The organism is Klebsiella sp. M5al, from assembly GCF_002090195.1.
Lineage (GTDB): Bacteria > Pseudomonadota > Gammaproteobacteria > Enterobacterales > Enterobacteriaceae > Klebsiella > Klebsiella grimontii.
In genome coordinates this window covers 751,569-768,878 of record NZ_CP020657.1, presented here as the reverse complement: position 1 = coordinate 768,878, position 17,310 = coordinate 751,569, and the positions used below count along the sequence as shown (strand labels likewise).

Sequence of the window (17,310 nt, the reverse complement as noted above, 5' to 3'; positions counted from 1 at the left end):
TTTTAGATCTTGTTATCTTCTTCGCGGATAGTCCGCAGATTGCAGGCAATTTGATTTAACGTGGCGCTAAAGGCGGCGAGCTGCGCTTCAGGGATAGTTTCGGTGACGCGCTGTTGATAGGTCTCAATCACGCGGTTCAGCTTCTCCAGAATAGCGCGGCCTTCCGCCGTCAGCGTCAGCAGGCGGATGCGTTTGTCATAAGGCGATGTTGAACGCAGCAGATAGCCCTGCTTTTCCAGCTGCGTGAGGGTGCGCATCAGCGGCGGCAGTTCAATGCCCTGCACCTCCGCCAGCTCGCTGACCGAGACGTTATCCCCCAACTGATGCAGCTGCATCAGCACCGTCCAGCTTGACTGGGTCAGGCCGGTGTCGGTAATGGCAGAATCAATAATCGCGCGCCACTGGCGCACGACCATCGCCATGCGCATGCCCATCGGGCGCTGGGCAAACAGATCGTCTTCGGTCATCTTATTTTCCTCACTTAGCTGCGAAGAAAATAATACTTATCACGATAAGTATCAAGAAACGAAGAATTGATAAGCATGAATTGATAAATTCTATGAATGTATCATCCCCGGTCACGCTAGTGCTTACCGGGGCTACAGTTCTCCGCGGTCTGGTAGCCCGCACAAGGCGCGTCAGGCGCCGCCTCCGGGAAACCACCTCCAGGGCAGCTGCGGTCATCTCCCCGGTGGCGGCTAACGCCTGACCGGGGCTACGGGTTGATTACCGTTTGCGGGCCGGTAGCCCGGACAGGCGCGTCAAGCGCCGCCTCCGGGGAAATGCCGGGTAAAAAATCGCACTTTTTAATTGATCTGATCCCGGCGCAGTCCGACATCTTTTAGCTGTTCGTCGCTCATTCGCTGCAATGTTCTGCGTGTTTGTTCGCGAAGCCACCATTTTTTGATTATCCGCGCCAGAAATACGAAGCCGATAAACGGCTGTCTTGCCCGATTCTCGTGAAATTCCATCCTCTACCTCCTCACCTTGCCAGAGGCTTTATCTTCACGGATCCGGGGCTAAACAATACAGATTCACAAAATACTTTTCTTTAACATACAGATTCGCTAAAACGTACAGCAGACCTCATTTTTACCGCCAATCTGTACTGGTTTATTGATCTGTATGGCGACGATCAAGGATACAGCATGACCCGCTATCAACATCTGGCCAGCCTGCTGGCAGAACGCATCGAACAGGGGCTGTATCGCCCCGGCGAAAAGCTGCCGTCGGTACGCAGCCTGAGCCAGGAACACGGCGTCAGCATCAGCACCGTTCAGCAGGCCTACCAGACGCTGGAACAGCAGCAGCTGATCGTGCCGCAGCCGCGATCCGGCTATTTCGTGGCCCCGCGTAAAGCTCAGCCGCCGGTGCCGCCGATGTCGCGGCCGGTCCAGCGCCCGGTAGAGATCACTCAGTGGGATCAGGTGCTGACCATGCTCGACGCCCGCCACGATAAATCGATTATCCCCTTCGGCGGCGGCTCGCCGGACGTCACCCAGCCAAGCCTGAAGCCTATCTGGCGCGAGCTGAGCCGGGCAATTCAGCACAACCTTAGCGAAGTGTTGAACTACGACGAGCTGGCCGGGCGTCGCGAACTGCGGGAACAGATCGCCCGCCTGATGCTCGACGGCGGTTCGGTGGTCACCGCCAACGATCTGGTGCTTACCAGCGGCTGCCACAGCGCGCTGTCGCTGGCGCTGCTGTCGGTGTGCCAGCCCGGCGATATCGTCGCCGTCGAATCCCCTTGCTACTACGGCACCATGCAGATGCTACGCGGATTAGGGCTAAAAACCATCGAGATCCCCACCGATCCGGAAACCGGGATCAGCATCGAGGCGTTAGAGCTGGCGCTCGATCAATGGCCGATCAAAGGGGTGATCCTGGTCCCCAACTGCAATAATCCGCTGGGATTTATCATGCCGGATGCCCGCAAGCGGGCGGTGCTATGCCTCGCCCAGCGCCACGATATCGTTATCTTTGAGGATGATATCTACGGCGAGCTGGCGACCGAATACCCGCGCCCGCGCACCATCCATTCCTGGGATATCGATGGCCGGGTGATGCTCTGCAGTTCGTTTACCAAAACCATCGCTCCCGGCCTGCGCATCGGCTGGATTGCCCCCGGCCGTTATTACGATCGTCTGCTACAGATGAAGTATGCCGCGAGCGGCACCAACGTCCCCTCCACCCAGCTGGCGGCCTGTAACTTTATTCGCGAAGGCCACTACCACCGCCACGTACGGCGGATGCGGCAGATCTATCAGCGTAATATGGAGATCTACACCTGTTGGCTGCGGGAGTTTTTCCCCTGCGGAATCTGCGTTACCCGCCCGAAAGGCGGCTTTATGCTGTGGGTCGAGCTGCCGGAGCAGGTGGACATGGTCTGCGTCGCGAAGCAGCTGTGCCGGCTGAAGATCCAGGTCGCGCCGGGATCGCTGTTTTCAGCATCCGGGAAGTATCGCAACTGCTTAAGGATCAACTGCGCCCTGCCGCCGATTGAGAAGCATAAAGAGGTGATGGTGCAGCTGGGCATGGCGGTGAAAGTGGCGATGGAGTGAGGTTATAGGCTGGTCCCCGGTGGCGCTGCGCTGACCGGGCTACGGGTTCACCGCCGTCTGCGGATCGGTAGCCCGGACAAGGCGCGTCAAGCGCCGCCTCCGGGGAAGACACATGAATACCCGCCAAGGCGAGCAATATTATGAAATTACATACATTTAGTGATAGCCGACCCTTCATCACTGTTTATAAAATGCCATGATGCTGTACATTGCTTTAGCGAAGGAATTGCCATGCGAAATTACAAAGTCATTACCCCATTGTTCCCGACCTACGACCAGGCCCGCGCCATGATGAAAGCCGTAGCAGGATGCTCAGTAAAATCGGTCCGTAATATGATCTCCGCCATTCAGGAACAGACCGGCACGCCACAGAACCCGGTTGACTGGTCCGAACCGGACCACTGGATTAAGGAACGACTGAGCGGTGAGGATGCCAAAATTGCCTGGCAAATCTGGAATACAGATAACCATATACTTAACCCCCGCCACAGCTATGGTTGTTATATGTTTATCAACAACCCGCTATTCGATTTGATGCAGACCGATGAGGATGGTGGCTGGCATCCCAGTGAACAAGGACGCTTATTCCTCGCTTATGATGAAGCGACGCTGCGTAAACTGGACGATATTGAAGGCATGCTGCAGCTATTGGAATTGCTCGCCGGCCGCGAACAGGCCCGGCGCGCCGATCTGCTTCCGGAATGGCAGGCTTTCTTGCATCAGCACTCTAAATTCGCCTCTCCAAGTTCAGTTAAAACAACGCTCTATGCCCGGCTGTATAACCTGGTTGAACGTAAACTGGTGGCCCGCGAAGGGATGAGCTACAAAATTACCGATACCGGTAGAAAATGGCTTGGCAAAGCGCTGCCAGAACGCCAAACCGACCCGCGCAAAGAACTTCTGGATGCAGTGAAGCGCTACAATCAACAGCAAAAAGAGCTGCTGCGTGAACAGATCTCCACTATGAATCCCTACAAATTTGAGCATCTGGTCGGCCAACTACTGGAAGCGATGGGTTATGAACAAGTCGAGGTGACCAAAGCCTCCGGCGATAAAGGCGTGGATGTGGTCGGTAAAGTGCAGGTTGGCATCACCACTATTACCGAAGTGGTGCAGGTGAAGCGGATGCAAAATACCATTACCCGCCCGTTTATCGATCAGCTGCGCGGCGCTTTGCCCTACCACAAAGCTATTCGCGGCACGCTAATCACCACTGGAAAATTTGCGGCAAAATGCGCAGAGGCGGCGTTATTCCCCGGAGCCGCGCCGATTACGCTAATCGACGGCGATCGCCTGCTGGAACTGTTGATTGAAAACAACGTCGGGATCAGACGCAGTAATGCCGTTGAATTACTGGACGTGGATTTACAACTGTTTGATGAGCTGGAGATTGAGTAGAGGGCGAACTTCACCTCTTTTACCGTTACAATAGCCAGCAAATTTTTCCAGAACGAGTTCATCATGGCCAAAGCACCAACCAAAAAAGCCAAAGCAAAGAAAGGCTTTGAAGACACATTATGGGATACCGCGAACCAGCTTCGTGGCAGCGTTGAATCCTCCGAATACAAGCACGTGGTGCTGAGCCTCGTGTTCCTCAAATTTATCAGCGATAAGTTTGAAGCCCGCCGCAAAAAGATGGAAGACGAAGGCCAGGGCGATTTCCTCGAAATGGAAGTCTTCTATCAGCAGGACAACATCTTCTATCTGCCGGAAGAGGCGCGCTGGTCGTTCATCAAGCAGCACGCCAAACAGGATGATATTGCCGTGCGCATTGATACCGCGCTCTCCACCATTGAGAAGCGCAACCCGACGCTGAAAGGCGCGCTGCCGGACAACTACTTCAGCCGTCAGAATCTGGAAACCAAGAAGCTGGCGTCGCTTATCGACACCATCGATAACATCGAAACGCTGGCCCACGAAACCGACGTGGAAGCGCTGTCGAAAGAAGACCTGGTCGGTCGCGTGTATGAATACTTCCTCGGCAAGTTTGCCGCCACTGAGGGTAAAGGCGGCGGCGAGTTCTATACGCCAAAATGCGTGGTGACGCTGCTGACCGAAATGCTCGAACCGTTCGAGGGCAAAATCTATGACCCCTGCTGCGGTTCGGCGGGGATGTTTGTGCAGTCGGTGAAGTTTGTCGAAAGCCATCAGGGGAAAAGCCGTGATATCGCCCTGTACGGTCAGGAGCTGACGGCCACCACCTACAAGCTGGCGAAGATGAACCTTGCCATTCGCGGCCTCTCCGCCAACCTCGGCGAGCGCCCGGCGGACACCTTCTTCAGCGACCAGCACCCGGACCTGAAAGCCGACTATATTCTGGCCAACCCGCCGTTTAACCTGAAAGACTGGCGCAACGATGCCGAGCTGACCAAAGACCCGCGCTTTGCTGGCTACCGCACGCCGCCGACCGGTAACGCCAACTACGGCTGGATTTTGCATATGCTTTCCAAGCTGTCGGCCAACGGTACCGCCGGTTTTGTGCTGGCGAACGGCTCGATGAGCTCCAACACCAGCGGCGAAGGAGAGATCCGCGCGCAGATGATCGAAAACGATCTGATCGACTGCATGATTGCCCTGCCCGGCCAGCTGTTCTTCACCACCCAGATCCCGGTGTGCCTGTGGTTTATGACTAAGTCGAAGGCGGCCGATCCGGCCAAAGGCTATCGTAACCGTCAGGGCGAAACGCTGTTTATCGATGCGCGTAACCTTGGCACCATGATCAACCGCACCATCAAAGAGCTGACGGCGGACGACATCGCCATCATCGCCGACACCTACCATGCCTGGCGCAGCACACCGGAAGAGCTGGTCGAGCGCGTTAAGCGCGGCGACAGCAAGCTGGCGCAGTACGAAGACCAGGCCGGGTTCTGCAAGGTCGCGACTATTGCAGAGATGAAGGCTAACGACTATGTGCTGACGCCGGGCCGCTACGTCGGTGCCGCCGAGCAGGAAGACGACGGCGTGGCATTTGAAACCAAAATGCGCGAGTTGTCGCAGACGTTGTTTGCGCAGATGAAGCAGGCGGAAGAACTGGATAAAGCCATTCGCCAGAACCTGGAGGCGTTGGGTTATGGGGAGTAAGTGGAAAGAATGTGAATTAGGCGATTTTATTGAGCTTAAACGTGGTTATGATCTTCCTAAAAGCACTCGAAACGAAGGTAGCATCCCAATAATTTCCTCATCAGGTTTTACTGATTTCCATGACAAACCAATGGTTAAGGGGCCTGGTGTAGTAACAGGTCGATATGGAACAATTGGTGAGGTTTTCTATTCTGAAGAAGATTTTTGGCCTCTCAATACAACACTTTATGTTGTTGACTTTAAGGGAAACGATCCTTTATTCGTGTATTACCTTCTTCAGACAATTTCGTATGCAGACTATACAGATAAAGCAGCAGTACCAGGAGTAAACAGAAATCATCTGCACAAGGCCAAAGTTAAAGTACCTATTTATCTAGATATCCAACAAAAAGTGGCTGCCCAGCTTTATCAATTAGAGAAAAGAGTCACGCTTGGTAAGCAAATCAACCAAACCCTGGAACAAATGTCACAAACCCTGTTCAAATCCTGGTTTGTGGATTTTGACCCGGTGATTGATAACGCGCTGGATGCGGGAAACCCAATCCCGGAAGCGCTGCAATCTCGCGCCGAACTGCGTCAAAAAGTACGCAGTAGTGCAGATTTCAAACCACTTCCGGCGGATATCCGTGCACTGTTCCCGGCTGAATTTGAAGAAACAGAGTTGGGTTGGGTGCCGAAAGATTGGTATCACAAAAATGCTGAAGAAATCGCAACAATTTCTATCGGGAAAACACCTCCACGTAATCAAAAGGAGTGCTTCAGCCACAAAAAAGACAGCAATTACACATGGGTCTCAATTAAGGATCTTGGTAATTGCAATGTATTTATTAAAGAAAGCAGTGAATATTTAACTACTGATGCAGTAAATAACTACAACGTAAAGATTGTACCTAAAGGAGCTGTTTTATTAAGCTTCAAACTGACTATTGGCCGAATAGCGATAGCAGAGAGCATATTAACCACCAATGAGGCTATTGCTCATTTTTATAATATGAAGCATGGGGTCAACAAAGAGTATCTGTATTCATACTTACAGCATTTTGATTACAATACTTTAGGAAGTACATCCTCTATTGCAACGGCTGTCAACTCTAAGATCATAAGAAAAATCCCCATTCTTTTACCTGATACTGATATACTGCATCAATATAAAATATCAACAGATATCATATTTAAAAGAATAAGCTTCAACAATCGAAATACATATGATCTAACCGCCCTTCGCGACACTCTGCTCCCCAAACTTATCTCCGGCGAGCTGTCTCTGGAGGATCTCCCGGATTTAGTGAACCAAACCGAACCCGCATAATGCATTTTGCCCCTGTTAAATCAGGGGCTTTCTGGTAAGGTTTTCTTTAGTTACAGGAACCCTTACCAGAAAACCAGCCAGGGCCGGAGCGAGATATGCATCTCTCATTCAGTGAAGCGAAGTTAGAACAAGCCATTATCGAACTGCTACAGGATCAGGGCTACCAACATCTGATCGGCGATGATGTGCCGCGTTCAAGCCTCGATCAGGTGGTTATCGAAGACGATCTTCGTCACTACTTCGCCGCGCGCTACCAGGCCGACGGCATCACCGATGAAGAGATCCAGCGGCTGATTAAGCAGTTCACTACCCTGCCCGCCTCCGATATTTACGAAAGCAATAAAACCTTCTGCGCCTGGCTGGCCAACGGTTTCCTGTTTAAACGCGACGATCGCCAGCAGAAAGATCTCTATATCGAACTGCTCGACACCCGGCATCTGCCCGCCGCACTACGTGAACTGTTCGATACCGAAGAGGTTCCGCTGCAACAGGCCGCGGAAACGCCAGCAAGTTATCATCTTACCCAACCGCTGAACCGGGTAAAAATCGTCAATCAGCTGACCATCACCGGTAAAGAAAACCAGCCGCGTATACCGGATGCCATTCTATATATCAACGGCCTGCCGCTGGTGGTCTTTGAATTTAAAAGCGCGGTGCGCGAGCAGGAAGCCAATATTGGCGATGCGTATAAGCAGCTCTGCACCCGCTATCGCCGTGATATTCCGCAGTTGTTCGTCTATAACGCGCTGTGCATTATCAGCGACGGCGTCAATAACCGCATGGGCAACCTGTTTGCACCGTATGAGTATTTCTATTCCTGGCGCAAAGTCACCGGCAATGAAAACCGCGAGCAGGACGGCATCCCTTCCCTGCACTCGATGATTCAGGGGCTGTTTCATCCGGTCCGCCTGCTGGACGTGATCAAAAACTTTATCTGCTTCCCGGATAAAGCCAAACATGAAGTGAAAATTTGCTGCCGCTACCCGCAGTACTATGCGGCGCGCAAGCTGTACTACAGCATTGAACGGGCGCGTAAACCTTTCGGCGACGGCAAGGGCGGCACCTACTTTGGCGCGACCGGCTGCGGTAAGAGCTACACCATGCAGTTCTTAACCCGCCTGCTGATGAAAAGCGTCGAGTTCGCCAGCCCGACTATCGTGCTGATCACCGACCGCACCGACCTGGACGATCAGCTCTCGGCACAGATGTGCAATGCCAAAAACTATATTGGCGACGACACCGTAGTGCCCGTCACCAGCCGCGATGATCTGCGGGAAAAACTGGCCGGTCGCAACAGCGGCGGCGTCTTCCTGACCACCATCCACAAATTTACCGAAGATACCGAACTGCTCTCCGGGCGCAGCAATATCATCTGTATTTCCGACGAAGCGCACCGCAGCCAGGTCAACCTCGATCAGAAAGTGATCGTCGATAAAGAGAGCGGCAGAGTGCGCAAAACTTACGGTTTCGCCAAATATTTGCACGACTCCCTGCCGCAGGCCACCTACGTTGGTTTTACCGGCACCCCTATCGACGCCACGATGGAAGTCTTTGGCAACATCGTCGACAGCTATACCATGACCGAATCCGTTCAGGATGAGATCACGGTGCGCATCGTCTACGAAGGCCGCGCGGCGAAGGTCATCCTCGACACCCGCAAGCTGGAAGAGGTGGAAAAGTACTACGAAGAGTGCGCTAACGCCGGTACCAATGAATGGCAAATCGACGAAAGTAAAAAAGCCAGCGCCACCATGAACGCCATTCTCGGCGACGATGATCGCCTTGAGGCACTGGCGGAAGACTTTGCTAAACATTATGAAAAACGTGTCAACGAAGGCTCCACGGTGAAAGGCAAGGCGATGTTTGTCTGCGCCAGCCGAGAGATTGCCTGGGATTTCTATCGTCAGTTAAAAGACTTTCGTCCGGAGTGGTTTGAGGTTAAACAGGCCCCGGATGACGTTGAACTGACCGAGCAGGAAGAGAAAGAGCTGCCGCCGTCCGAAATGGTCAAGATGGTCATGACGCGTGGCAAAGATGATCATGCGAAACTGTACGAGCTGCTGGGCAGTAAAGAGTACCGCAAAGAGCTGGATAAACAATTCAAAAACGCGAAGTCGAATTTCAAAATCGCCATCGTGGTGGACATGTGGTTGACTGGTTTTGATGTGCCGGAGCTGGACACCATTTATATCGATAAGCCGTTGCAAAAACACAACCTGATCCAGACCATCTCCCGCGTTAACCGCAAGCTGGAAGGCAAAAGCAAAGGGCTGGTCGTCGACTATATCGGTATTAAGCGCCAGATGAACCAGGCGCTGGCGATGTATTCCCGCATTGATGCAACGAACTTTGAAGATATCCAACAGTCAGTGATTGAGGTGAAAAATCATCTCGATCTGTTGGCGCAGGTTTTACACGATTTCGATAGCCGACCTTACTTCAGCGGAGAACCGCAGGCGCAGCTGGCATGCCTGAATCAGGCGGCAGAGTTTGTTATGCGTACTCAGAAGACAGAGCGCCGCTTTATGGGGCTGGTGAAGCGCCTGAAAGCGGCCTATGACATCTGCTCCGGCAGCGAGTCGTTGTCGCAGGCCGAGCGCGACCATATCCATTTTTATATTGCCGTGCGCTCTATCGTCTTCAAGCTGACCAAAGGCGACGCGCCGGACGTCACGCAGATGAACGCCCGTGTGCGTGAGATGATTGCCGATGCGTTAAAGGCCGACGGCGTGGAAGAGCTATTTTTCCTTGGCGACAAGAAAGCGGAGTCGATCGATATCTTTGATGAAGATTACCTGGCGCGCATTAATAAGATCAAACTCCCGGCAACCAAAATTCAGCTGCTGCAAAAGCTGCTGGAAAAAGCCATCAGCGACTTTAAAAAGGTTAACCAGCTGCAGGGGATCAACTTCACCCGCCGTTTCCAGTCGATTATGGATAAATATAACGAACGCCGGGAAGATGATGTGCTCAATGGTGAGGAATTCGATTCCTTCAGCCAGGAGATGACCGATATTATCTACGATATTAAAACCGAAATGGGTACCTATGCCGAAATGGGGATTGATATCGAAGAGAAAGCTTTTTACGACATTCTGGCGCACATGCGCGATAAGTATCAATTCACCTATGAGGATGACAAGATGCTGGCGCTGGCGAAAGAGATGAAGGCGGTGGTCGATAACACCTCGAAGTATCCGGACTGGAGCAAGCGTGATGATATTAAAGCCAAGCTGAAGGTGGAACTGATTCTGCTGCTGCACAAACATAAATTCCCACCGGTGGCGAATGATGATGTGTATATGGGCGTGCTGGCGCAGGCAGAGAATTTTAAGGCGAACATCACAACATCATGATTAACTTCAGTCAATTTTCAAACCATAATACTAAGATTAAATTATAATATTAAACTATGTATAATTTATGGACTAACTAACATGCAACTAAATTTACCAAGTAATAGATTATACGGAAATCAACAACTCATTGAATTTGAGAAGATCACAGCTCTTATTGGAGAAAATGGCGCAGGTAAATCCTCAATCCTCCAATCCATTTTTGTTAACCGCCTGGCAAAATCAATACTTTCTGATAAAAAAGTTGTTTGCTTCTCTTCTGGCCAAAATGAAAAATTTTCCGAGCATTTCTCTAACTACTTAAATCAAGAAAGAAATGCTAATAGAGGGCTAAGTTTAGACTGTTGTTATTATGATAAAACATGGTCAAAATTATTGATTTTTCTCTCAACTATTAGTAACGATAGGGGATTAGTTCGTTCATTTCTTGTGAGAAAGAATTACGTTGAATTATCAGAAAACAATCTCACCGATATTTCAAGCACTCTCACTTTTTCTGTTCAAGTTAGTCGAGCCTATGTCAATAGAGTACAAAAGGCGTTACAAGATGAAGAAGATGGAGAAATGGACACACTACGTTCGACGAGTTATCATCGTACACTTGAAAGTTTTATAAATACAATAGTTGACCATGACTATGATTTTAGTTCTCCAATGGAATCTAAATCAATACAGTTAGATTTCCAAAAGTTTAATAATCCATCATATATTAACACTGCTGAAGATTATTTTGACCCTATAATTTCCTTTTATACACAAGCTGCAGACAACGATTATTTTATATCAAAACCATCTATGAAGTTGACCTTTAAAGATGATTTGGAATTAAGCGATTTAAGCGATGGTGAGTATCAGATCTTATTTCTATATTCATTACTTGATCTATTTGATCATCCAGATACCATTTTTCTCCTTGATGAAATAGATTCACATCTTCATTATAAAAATATAGAGATCCTCTGGAAGGAATTACATGCAATAAAAGGCCATGCGATTACCTCCACACATCTTATTGATTCAATAACAGCACGAGAAAATACGTTCTCAACATTAAAAATAGTAAACAGGGGGAAAATTTGCGAACAAGATAAAATGAAAGCATTAATTCAAAGACTTTCAATGCTAACTAGAATTAATTCAGTACAGTTTGAATTATGTAATAAACTTGATAATATTGTTGTCCTTGATCATTACAATGACTGGAAAATATTCACTTCACTTGCACATAAAAAAAATTTAGACATCGCTAAATTAATCAATTTACAGCCGGTCAAACATCCTTCTGGTTACGGAAATATTACACATGACTTTGCAAAATCGAAAATAGATTGGCTCGAAAATTTGCTATCCTCAAACAGCGATAGAAAGCCTCATCGTATATTTTTAGTATGCGATAGGGATGAAGCAATCCTCACATTTAAAAGTGATGGAGTTTCTGTTGCTGTGCAGCAGCTCGAAAGGCGGATTAGAGAACTAAAAAGCAAATATAGTCCCAGAACCGAAATTTATTTACTTTCATGGCATCGTCGTGAAATAAAAAACTATCTTTTATCTTATTCTGCTATGTCTGAATATGATAAGATTGGTTGCGTAAACAATGATGATCTACCAAAAAATTCCTATTTGAAGTTAAATGACCCCGGAGATAATGATCATATAAGGGCTTTAAATGTAAAGGAATATATGACTGAGTTAATAGACTCAGAGGGCATTGGCTTGGATGAAATAAAATTAGCCAAGTATATTTCTTTCATCCCCGCAGAAGAAATAAGTATAGATATTGAAAATATGTTTAAATTTTTAGAGAGCAAACTATGAAAAATAAGAACATACTAGAAATAATGCTCAGTATTATTAAAAATGAACAAAATATAATAAATACTGAACAAGCCGTAAAAGTTATTTCATGCTTGCTGATAAAAAAATATTTATCACTTTCTCAGGAAGGAACGATAAATATCCAACGCTGTAATAGCTCACATAACAATGATATTATTGGTTGCATTGAACAAATAGAGAGTATTATAAGGAGATCAGATAGATTCCATGACCATAATAACACCACTGTTTTAACAGACCTTTCTTATCATTTAGAGGAATTAGATAAATTTATATCCACAACAAATTTAAAGAATGCTTTAGATGATATAAATTCATTATCGCACTTTTACAATTTAAGGGATGATTATGCAAAACTGTTATCTCGTATGTCTGACGAGTCAGGTAGTTCAGGTGCATACTATACTCCAACTGCAATTTGTGAACTTCTGACTCATGATATTCCAAGCTCCCCAAGTGATTATATTTATGATCCAGCATGTGGAACTTCAGGTCTTTTACTATCTGCCGTTTATAAAATAAAAAATACATATAAAAATGTCAATCTAAAAGTTTTTGGTAAGGATCTATCATCTTTTTCGTGTCTACTATCTTTATGTAATATATTACTAAACAATATAGACAACTTTTCTATCGAATGCGGTAACAGTATTCAATGCAACAATTTAGATCATAAATATAACTTAATAATATCAAACCCTCCATTCGGGAAAATAGACACATATAATAATTATTTCGCCCATAAATATCTGGAATATAATTTTTTAGAGCATATAATGCTCTCTCTCGAGAATAATGGTAATGCAGTCATTATATTACCTAACAGGTTTTTTTCAGATGAGCATCACGAAGCTATCACTCTTAAGAAGAAATTGCTGTCAGATTTCAATGTAACTAAAATAATATCATTGCCTGCTGGTGTTTTCTTACCTTACACAGCAGTTAAAACTAGCATACTATTTTTCAGTAAGAACGGACCCACAAAACAAATTTTAGTGCATGATGCTAGCACTCAATATAAAATAACAAAATCAAATCCTTTTAGTATTAGCAATACTCAGGAAATAATATCATCATTATCACAAAATAATAATTCTCAAAGCACCTGGCTTTTAAATCATGACGAATTACAATCTAATTATAATTTTCTAGAGCGTCCAGAATTTTACAGAGAGAGATTAAATTTTAATACTTCATTAGAAGATATTGATTCTCTTGATAATAATTTAAGTAATTTTGATGATGTGCTATTTTCATTAAAAAATGACATAAAGCGATTAAAAGATGATCTCGACCAAATCAGGACTAGCAATACATCAATAAAATATAACCTTGATGATATATTGATAATAAAGGCTGGTTTATTGCTACAGAAAAATAATTTTTCAGAAAAAGGGGAAGTACCCGTTTTTGGTGGGAATGGGATTATTGGTTATACTAATGAGGCAAAAGAATTTGGCGAAACTATTGTTATTGGCAAAGTTGGAGCGCTTTGTGGAAACGTGCGATATTGCAACGGAGACATTTGGGTTACAAACAACTCCATGGTTGTTAAGAATAGAAAAGACGATGTAGTCTACATGCCCTATCTTGCGAAGTTATTAAATGCAATGGAGTTAAGAAAACTTTCATCAGGAACTGCACAGCAATATATCACCGTCCGTCATATAAAATCGATAGATATAAAATTACCATCAATAGAAATTCAAATTAAAATAGATAATTTACTGCATCAAATAGAGAATAAAATTAACTCAATGATTAAACTCAGAGATAAAATAAACTCTTGCAGTATTCATATAATGAATGATATTACTTGCAATTTACAGATAATAAAATAATCAGCTCATTACAAGCGGTGATATTGTAAACGCATTGGTTATTTATAATTAAAACTAGACTTTGATTAAAGTACTGGGTAAATTTACAGGTGTTATTTTTCGCAAGACGCCCGTGCTGCAACACGAGCGCCTTGCTAATCACAACCACTATTGGAATAGGAATAGAGATCATGACTACCCCGCATTCTATTGCAGAATTCACCGATCCAGAAGTCTCCCCGGAAAATAACCGTAAAGGCACAGTCAGTTACGCGAGCCGCTTTGAAGATCATCAGCATATCCCGGCGATTATCATGAAAGGCCAGTGGCTTGCAGCCGCCGGTTTTACCACCGGCAGCAAAATCGATATCAAAGTAATGGAAGGCTGTATCGTGATCACCGCGATGCAGCCGGAGCCGGAACTGGTGGAATCGCTGCGCCAGCTGAATAAGCTGTCGGCGCGCAAGCAAAAACAGGTTCAAGCGTTAATCAGCGCGATCGCCGGGCAGAAACGTAAGCTGGCCTAAGCTAAATTCCCCGGCGGCGCTGCGCTGACCGGGGCTACGGGATTCCTGCCGTCTGCGGGCCGGTAGCCCGGACAGGCGCATCAAGCGCCGCCTTCGGGATTTCTCTTCTCCAGGCACCTAAGACCTTACAATGCGCTCATATCACCGCATATTTTAAAATCATACCGCCGCACGCTGCAGCGTAATATGCTGGATAATAACCCCATAACAGTAAACAATTAGCGAATGACAACTAAAGACAATATAACAAAAAGTTTTTTGCTAAATAACCAGCATATAAGAAAACCCCACCAATATATCTAACCGCATGATTCACCAGCAAATATATATCATTTATTTTTGAAAAACCTGACCTGATTGCCTTCCAGTAATAATCCCGATAAATTCACTCATTCCCTATACGGGAAACTCTAAATATAAAAAACACAACAATATAACCGGGATGAATGTCATGAAAATTACCAAAGATCGGGTGGTTTACGCCATGTCGCGGGATAACGCTCCTGTCGCTACCGTCAGCAGCGGAAGTGAAGTGCTGTTTGAAACCTGCGACTGCTTCTCCGACCAAATCACCTCCGCCGATGCCGTGTTCAACGAACTGGACTGGCAGCGTATTAACCCGGCGACCGGGCCGGTGTACGTCGAGGGCGCCGAGCCGGGCGATGCGCTCAAGGTCACCATCAAACGCATTACCCTAAGCAGCAATCAGGCGGTGATGGTCACCGCACCGCAGCTGGGGGTGATTGGCGACGAGCTCGATGCCCCGAAGGTCACCATCGTGCCCATTGAAAACGACCATGCCATACTGCCCGGCAACGTGCGCGTGCCGCTTAATCCGATGGTCGGCGTGATCGGCGTCGCGCCTGCCGGGGAAGCCATCTCCTGCGGCACGCCGGATAGCCACGGCGGCAATATGGACTGCAAAATGATTACCGCCGGCAGCACCCTGTGGCTGCCGGTCAACGTCCCCGGCGCGCTGTTCGGACTGGGGGATTTACACGCCGCGATGGGCGATGGCGAAGTCTCGGTCTGCGGTCTGGAAATCCCCGGCGAAGTACTGGTCGAACTGACGGTGGTTAAAAACCGCCGCCTGCCGCTGCCGATGCTCGAAAACAGCGAGACCCTGTTTACCCTCGCCTCGGCGCTGACACTCGATGATGCCGCCGCCATGGCTACCCGCAATATGGCGCATTTTATCGCCGACAATACCTCCCTGATGCTGGCAGACGCCATCAGCATCCTGAGCATTGCGGGCGACCTGCAAATCTGTCAGGTTGTCGATCCGCTGAAAACCTGCCGCTATGCGTTACCAAAGTCAGTGGCTGAGCAGCTCTCCCTGAGCATCGAAGGGGAGCGGGCATGAGCGTTGAACAATTTGGCTATAAGCAGGAGCTGCATCGGGCGCTGACGTTCCGCGATCTGCTGGTCTACGGCATGATATTTATGGTACCCATCGCGCCGTTTGGCGTCTTTGGCTACGTCTGGGACGGCGCGCAGGGCATGGTGGCGCTGGCCTATCTCATCGGTATGGTGGCGATGTTCTTTACCGCCATGAGCTACTGGTCGATGTCGCGCGCGTTTCCGGTTTCCGGCTCGGTATACGCTTATGCCCAGCGCGGTATTCATCCGATTGTCGGCTTTTTTGCCGGCTGGCTGATCCTGCTGGACTATATTCTGGTGCCGTCGCTGCTCTATATCGTCAGCGCGGCGGCGCTGGCGCCCATGCTGCCGGGCGTGCCGGGCTGGCTGTGGATTGTCGGCTTTATCGCGATTAACAGCCTGATTAACCTGCGCGGCATTACCTTTACCGCACGCGCCAATAACACGATTCTGATCGCGGAGATCGTGGTGCTGTCAGTGTTCGTCGTGCTGGGGCTGATTGCGCTCTACTCCGGCGCCGGGGCGGGCCATCTGACCCTCGACCCGCTCTACAACGCCGATAAGTTCAGCCTGCCGCTGGTGATGGGCGCGGTCTCCATCGCCGTGCTCTCGTTCCTCGGCTTCGACGGGATCTCCACGCTGTCGGAGGAAACGAAAGACGGCGTAGATACCGTGGGTAAGGCGTCGCTGGGCGCGCTGATGCTGGTCGGTTCGCTGTTTATCCTGCAGACGTGGATTGCCGCCGATCTGGCGCAGGGCATGACGTTTAGCAGCCTCGATACCGCCTTCTACGATACCGCGAATCTGGCGGGCGGCGGCTGGCTGAAGTATGTCACCATGTGGTCGACGGTGATCTCGTGGGGGATTGCCAACGCCCTGGTGGCGCAGGCCGCCGTGTCGCGCATTCTGTTTGCGATGGCGCGCGATAAGCAGCTGCCGCAGCTGCTGGCGAAAGTGCACCCGCGGCTGAAAACGCCTTACGTCAGCACCCTGTTTGTGGCGCTGATTTCGCTGGCTTCCGGCCTGTGGTTCTACGGCGATATCGATAACCTCAGCCGTCTGGTGAACTTCGGCGCGCTGATGGGCTTCCTGGTGCTGCATATCGCCGTGATAAACTATTACATCATTCGTCAGAAATCGCGCAATCTGGTGGTGCACCTGCTGTTCCCGGTGGTGGGCCTGTGCATTATCGGCTTTGTTATTTATGAAATGGACGCGCAGGCGAAGGTACTGGGGCTGAGCTGGCTGGCGGTTGGCGTGGTCTATTACCTGCTGATGCGCCTGGTGCTCAAGCGCAATGTGGAATTGAAGCTGGAAGGCTAACGCAATTTATCTATCCCGGAGGCGGCGCGTTGCGCCTGTCCGGGCTACCCGATCGCACGGGCCGGTAGCCCGGACAAGGCGCGTCAAGCGCCGCCTCCGGGGAAACAACGCGCA

At 48.7% G+C, this 17,310-nt stretch carries 12 protein-coding genes; 10 read left to right on the top strand and 2 right to left on the bottom strand.

The genetic code is table 11. From position 1 onward, the window contains the following. Window positions 1-2: 2 nt before the first annotated feature. A complete protein-coding gene (locus BWI76_RS03700) occupies window positions 3-467 on the bottom strand; it encodes a MarR family winged helix-turn-helix transcriptional regulator (protein ID WP_004133212.1) in 465 nt (154 codons plus the stop codon). 339 nt (window positions 468-806) lie between these two features. Further along, window positions 807-971 carry a DUF1127 domain-containing protein gene (locus BWI76_RS03695; RefSeq protein WP_004098259.1) on the bottom strand — a complete coding sequence of 55 codons (165 nt, stop codon included), beginning with the start codon at window positions 969-971 and terminating at the stop codon, window positions 807-809. A gap of 177 nt (window positions 972-1,148) precedes the next feature. On the opposite strand from BWI76_RS03695, the gene BWI76_RS03690 reads away from it, so the two are divergent. From BWI76_RS03690 to BWI76_RS03640, 10 genes are all read left to right on the top strand, one after another. Further along, window positions 1,149-2,561, top strand: a complete 1,413-nt coding sequence (locus tag BWI76_RS03690) for a PLP-dependent aminotransferase family protein (RefSeq protein ID WP_004137263.1) — start codon at window positions 1,149-1,151, stop codon at window positions 2,559-2,561. A 231-nt stretch (window positions 2,562-2,792) separates the two neighbouring features. Beyond that, window positions 2,793-3,959 carry a restriction endonuclease gene (locus tag BWI76_RS03685; protein WP_004137261.1) on the top strand — a complete coding sequence of 389 codons (1,167 nt, stop codon included), beginning with the start codon at window positions 2,793-2,795 and terminating at the stop codon, window positions 3,957-3,959. A 63-nt stretch (window positions 3,960-4,022) separates the two neighbouring features. Continuing rightward, a complete protein-coding gene (locus BWI76_RS03680; RefSeq protein ID WP_049086903.1) occupies window positions 4,023-5,642 on the top strand; it encodes a type I restriction-modification system subunit M in 1,620 nt (539 codons plus the stop codon). Continuing rightward, window positions 5,632-6,951: a restriction endonuclease subunit S gene (locus BWI76_RS03675; RefSeq protein ID WP_004137257.1), complete on the top strand. Its 1,320-nt coding sequence runs from the start codon at window positions 5,632-5,634 to the stop codon at window positions 6,949-6,951. The genes BWI76_RS03680 and BWI76_RS03675 overlap by 11 nt, the downstream gene beginning before the upstream one ends. A gap of 95 nt (window positions 6,952-7,046) precedes the next feature. After that, entirely contained in the window at window positions 7,047-10,307 is a 3,261-nt protein-coding gene (locus BWI76_RS03670) for a type I restriction endonuclease subunit R (protein ID WP_004137255.1), read from the top strand. Window positions 10,308-10,388: 81 nt separating this feature from the next. After that, window positions 10,389-12,125, top strand: a complete 1,737-nt coding sequence (locus BWI76_RS03665; RefSeq protein ID WP_049100142.1) for an AAA family ATPase — start codon at window positions 10,389-10,391, stop codon at window positions 12,123-12,125. Continuing rightward, window positions 12,122-13,987, top strand: a complete 1,866-nt coding sequence (locus BWI76_RS03660) for an N-6 DNA methylase (RefSeq protein WP_074168712.1) — start codon at window positions 12,122-12,124, stop codon at window positions 13,985-13,987. The genes BWI76_RS03665 and BWI76_RS03660 overlap by 4 nt, the downstream gene beginning before the upstream one ends. A 170-nt stretch (window positions 13,988-14,157) precedes the next feature. After that, complete coding sequence (symE, locus tag BWI76_RS03650) at window positions 14,158-14,493, top strand: endoribonuclease SymE (protein WP_004137249.1); 336 nt, start codon at window positions 14,158-14,160, stop codon at window positions 14,491-14,493. A gap of 451 nt (window positions 14,494-14,944) precedes the next feature. Then, complete coding sequence (locus BWI76_RS03645; RefSeq protein ID WP_004137247.1) at window positions 14,945-15,856, top strand: acetamidase/formamidase family protein; 912 nt, start codon at window positions 14,945-14,947, stop codon at window positions 15,854-15,856. Beyond that, entirely contained in the window at window positions 15,853-17,196 is a 1,344-nt protein-coding gene (locus BWI76_RS03640; RefSeq protein WP_004137245.1) for an APC family permease, read from the top strand. Before BWI76_RS03645 ends, BWI76_RS03640 begins: the two co-directional genes overlap by 4 nt. Window positions 17,197-17,310 lie beyond the last annotated feature (114 nt).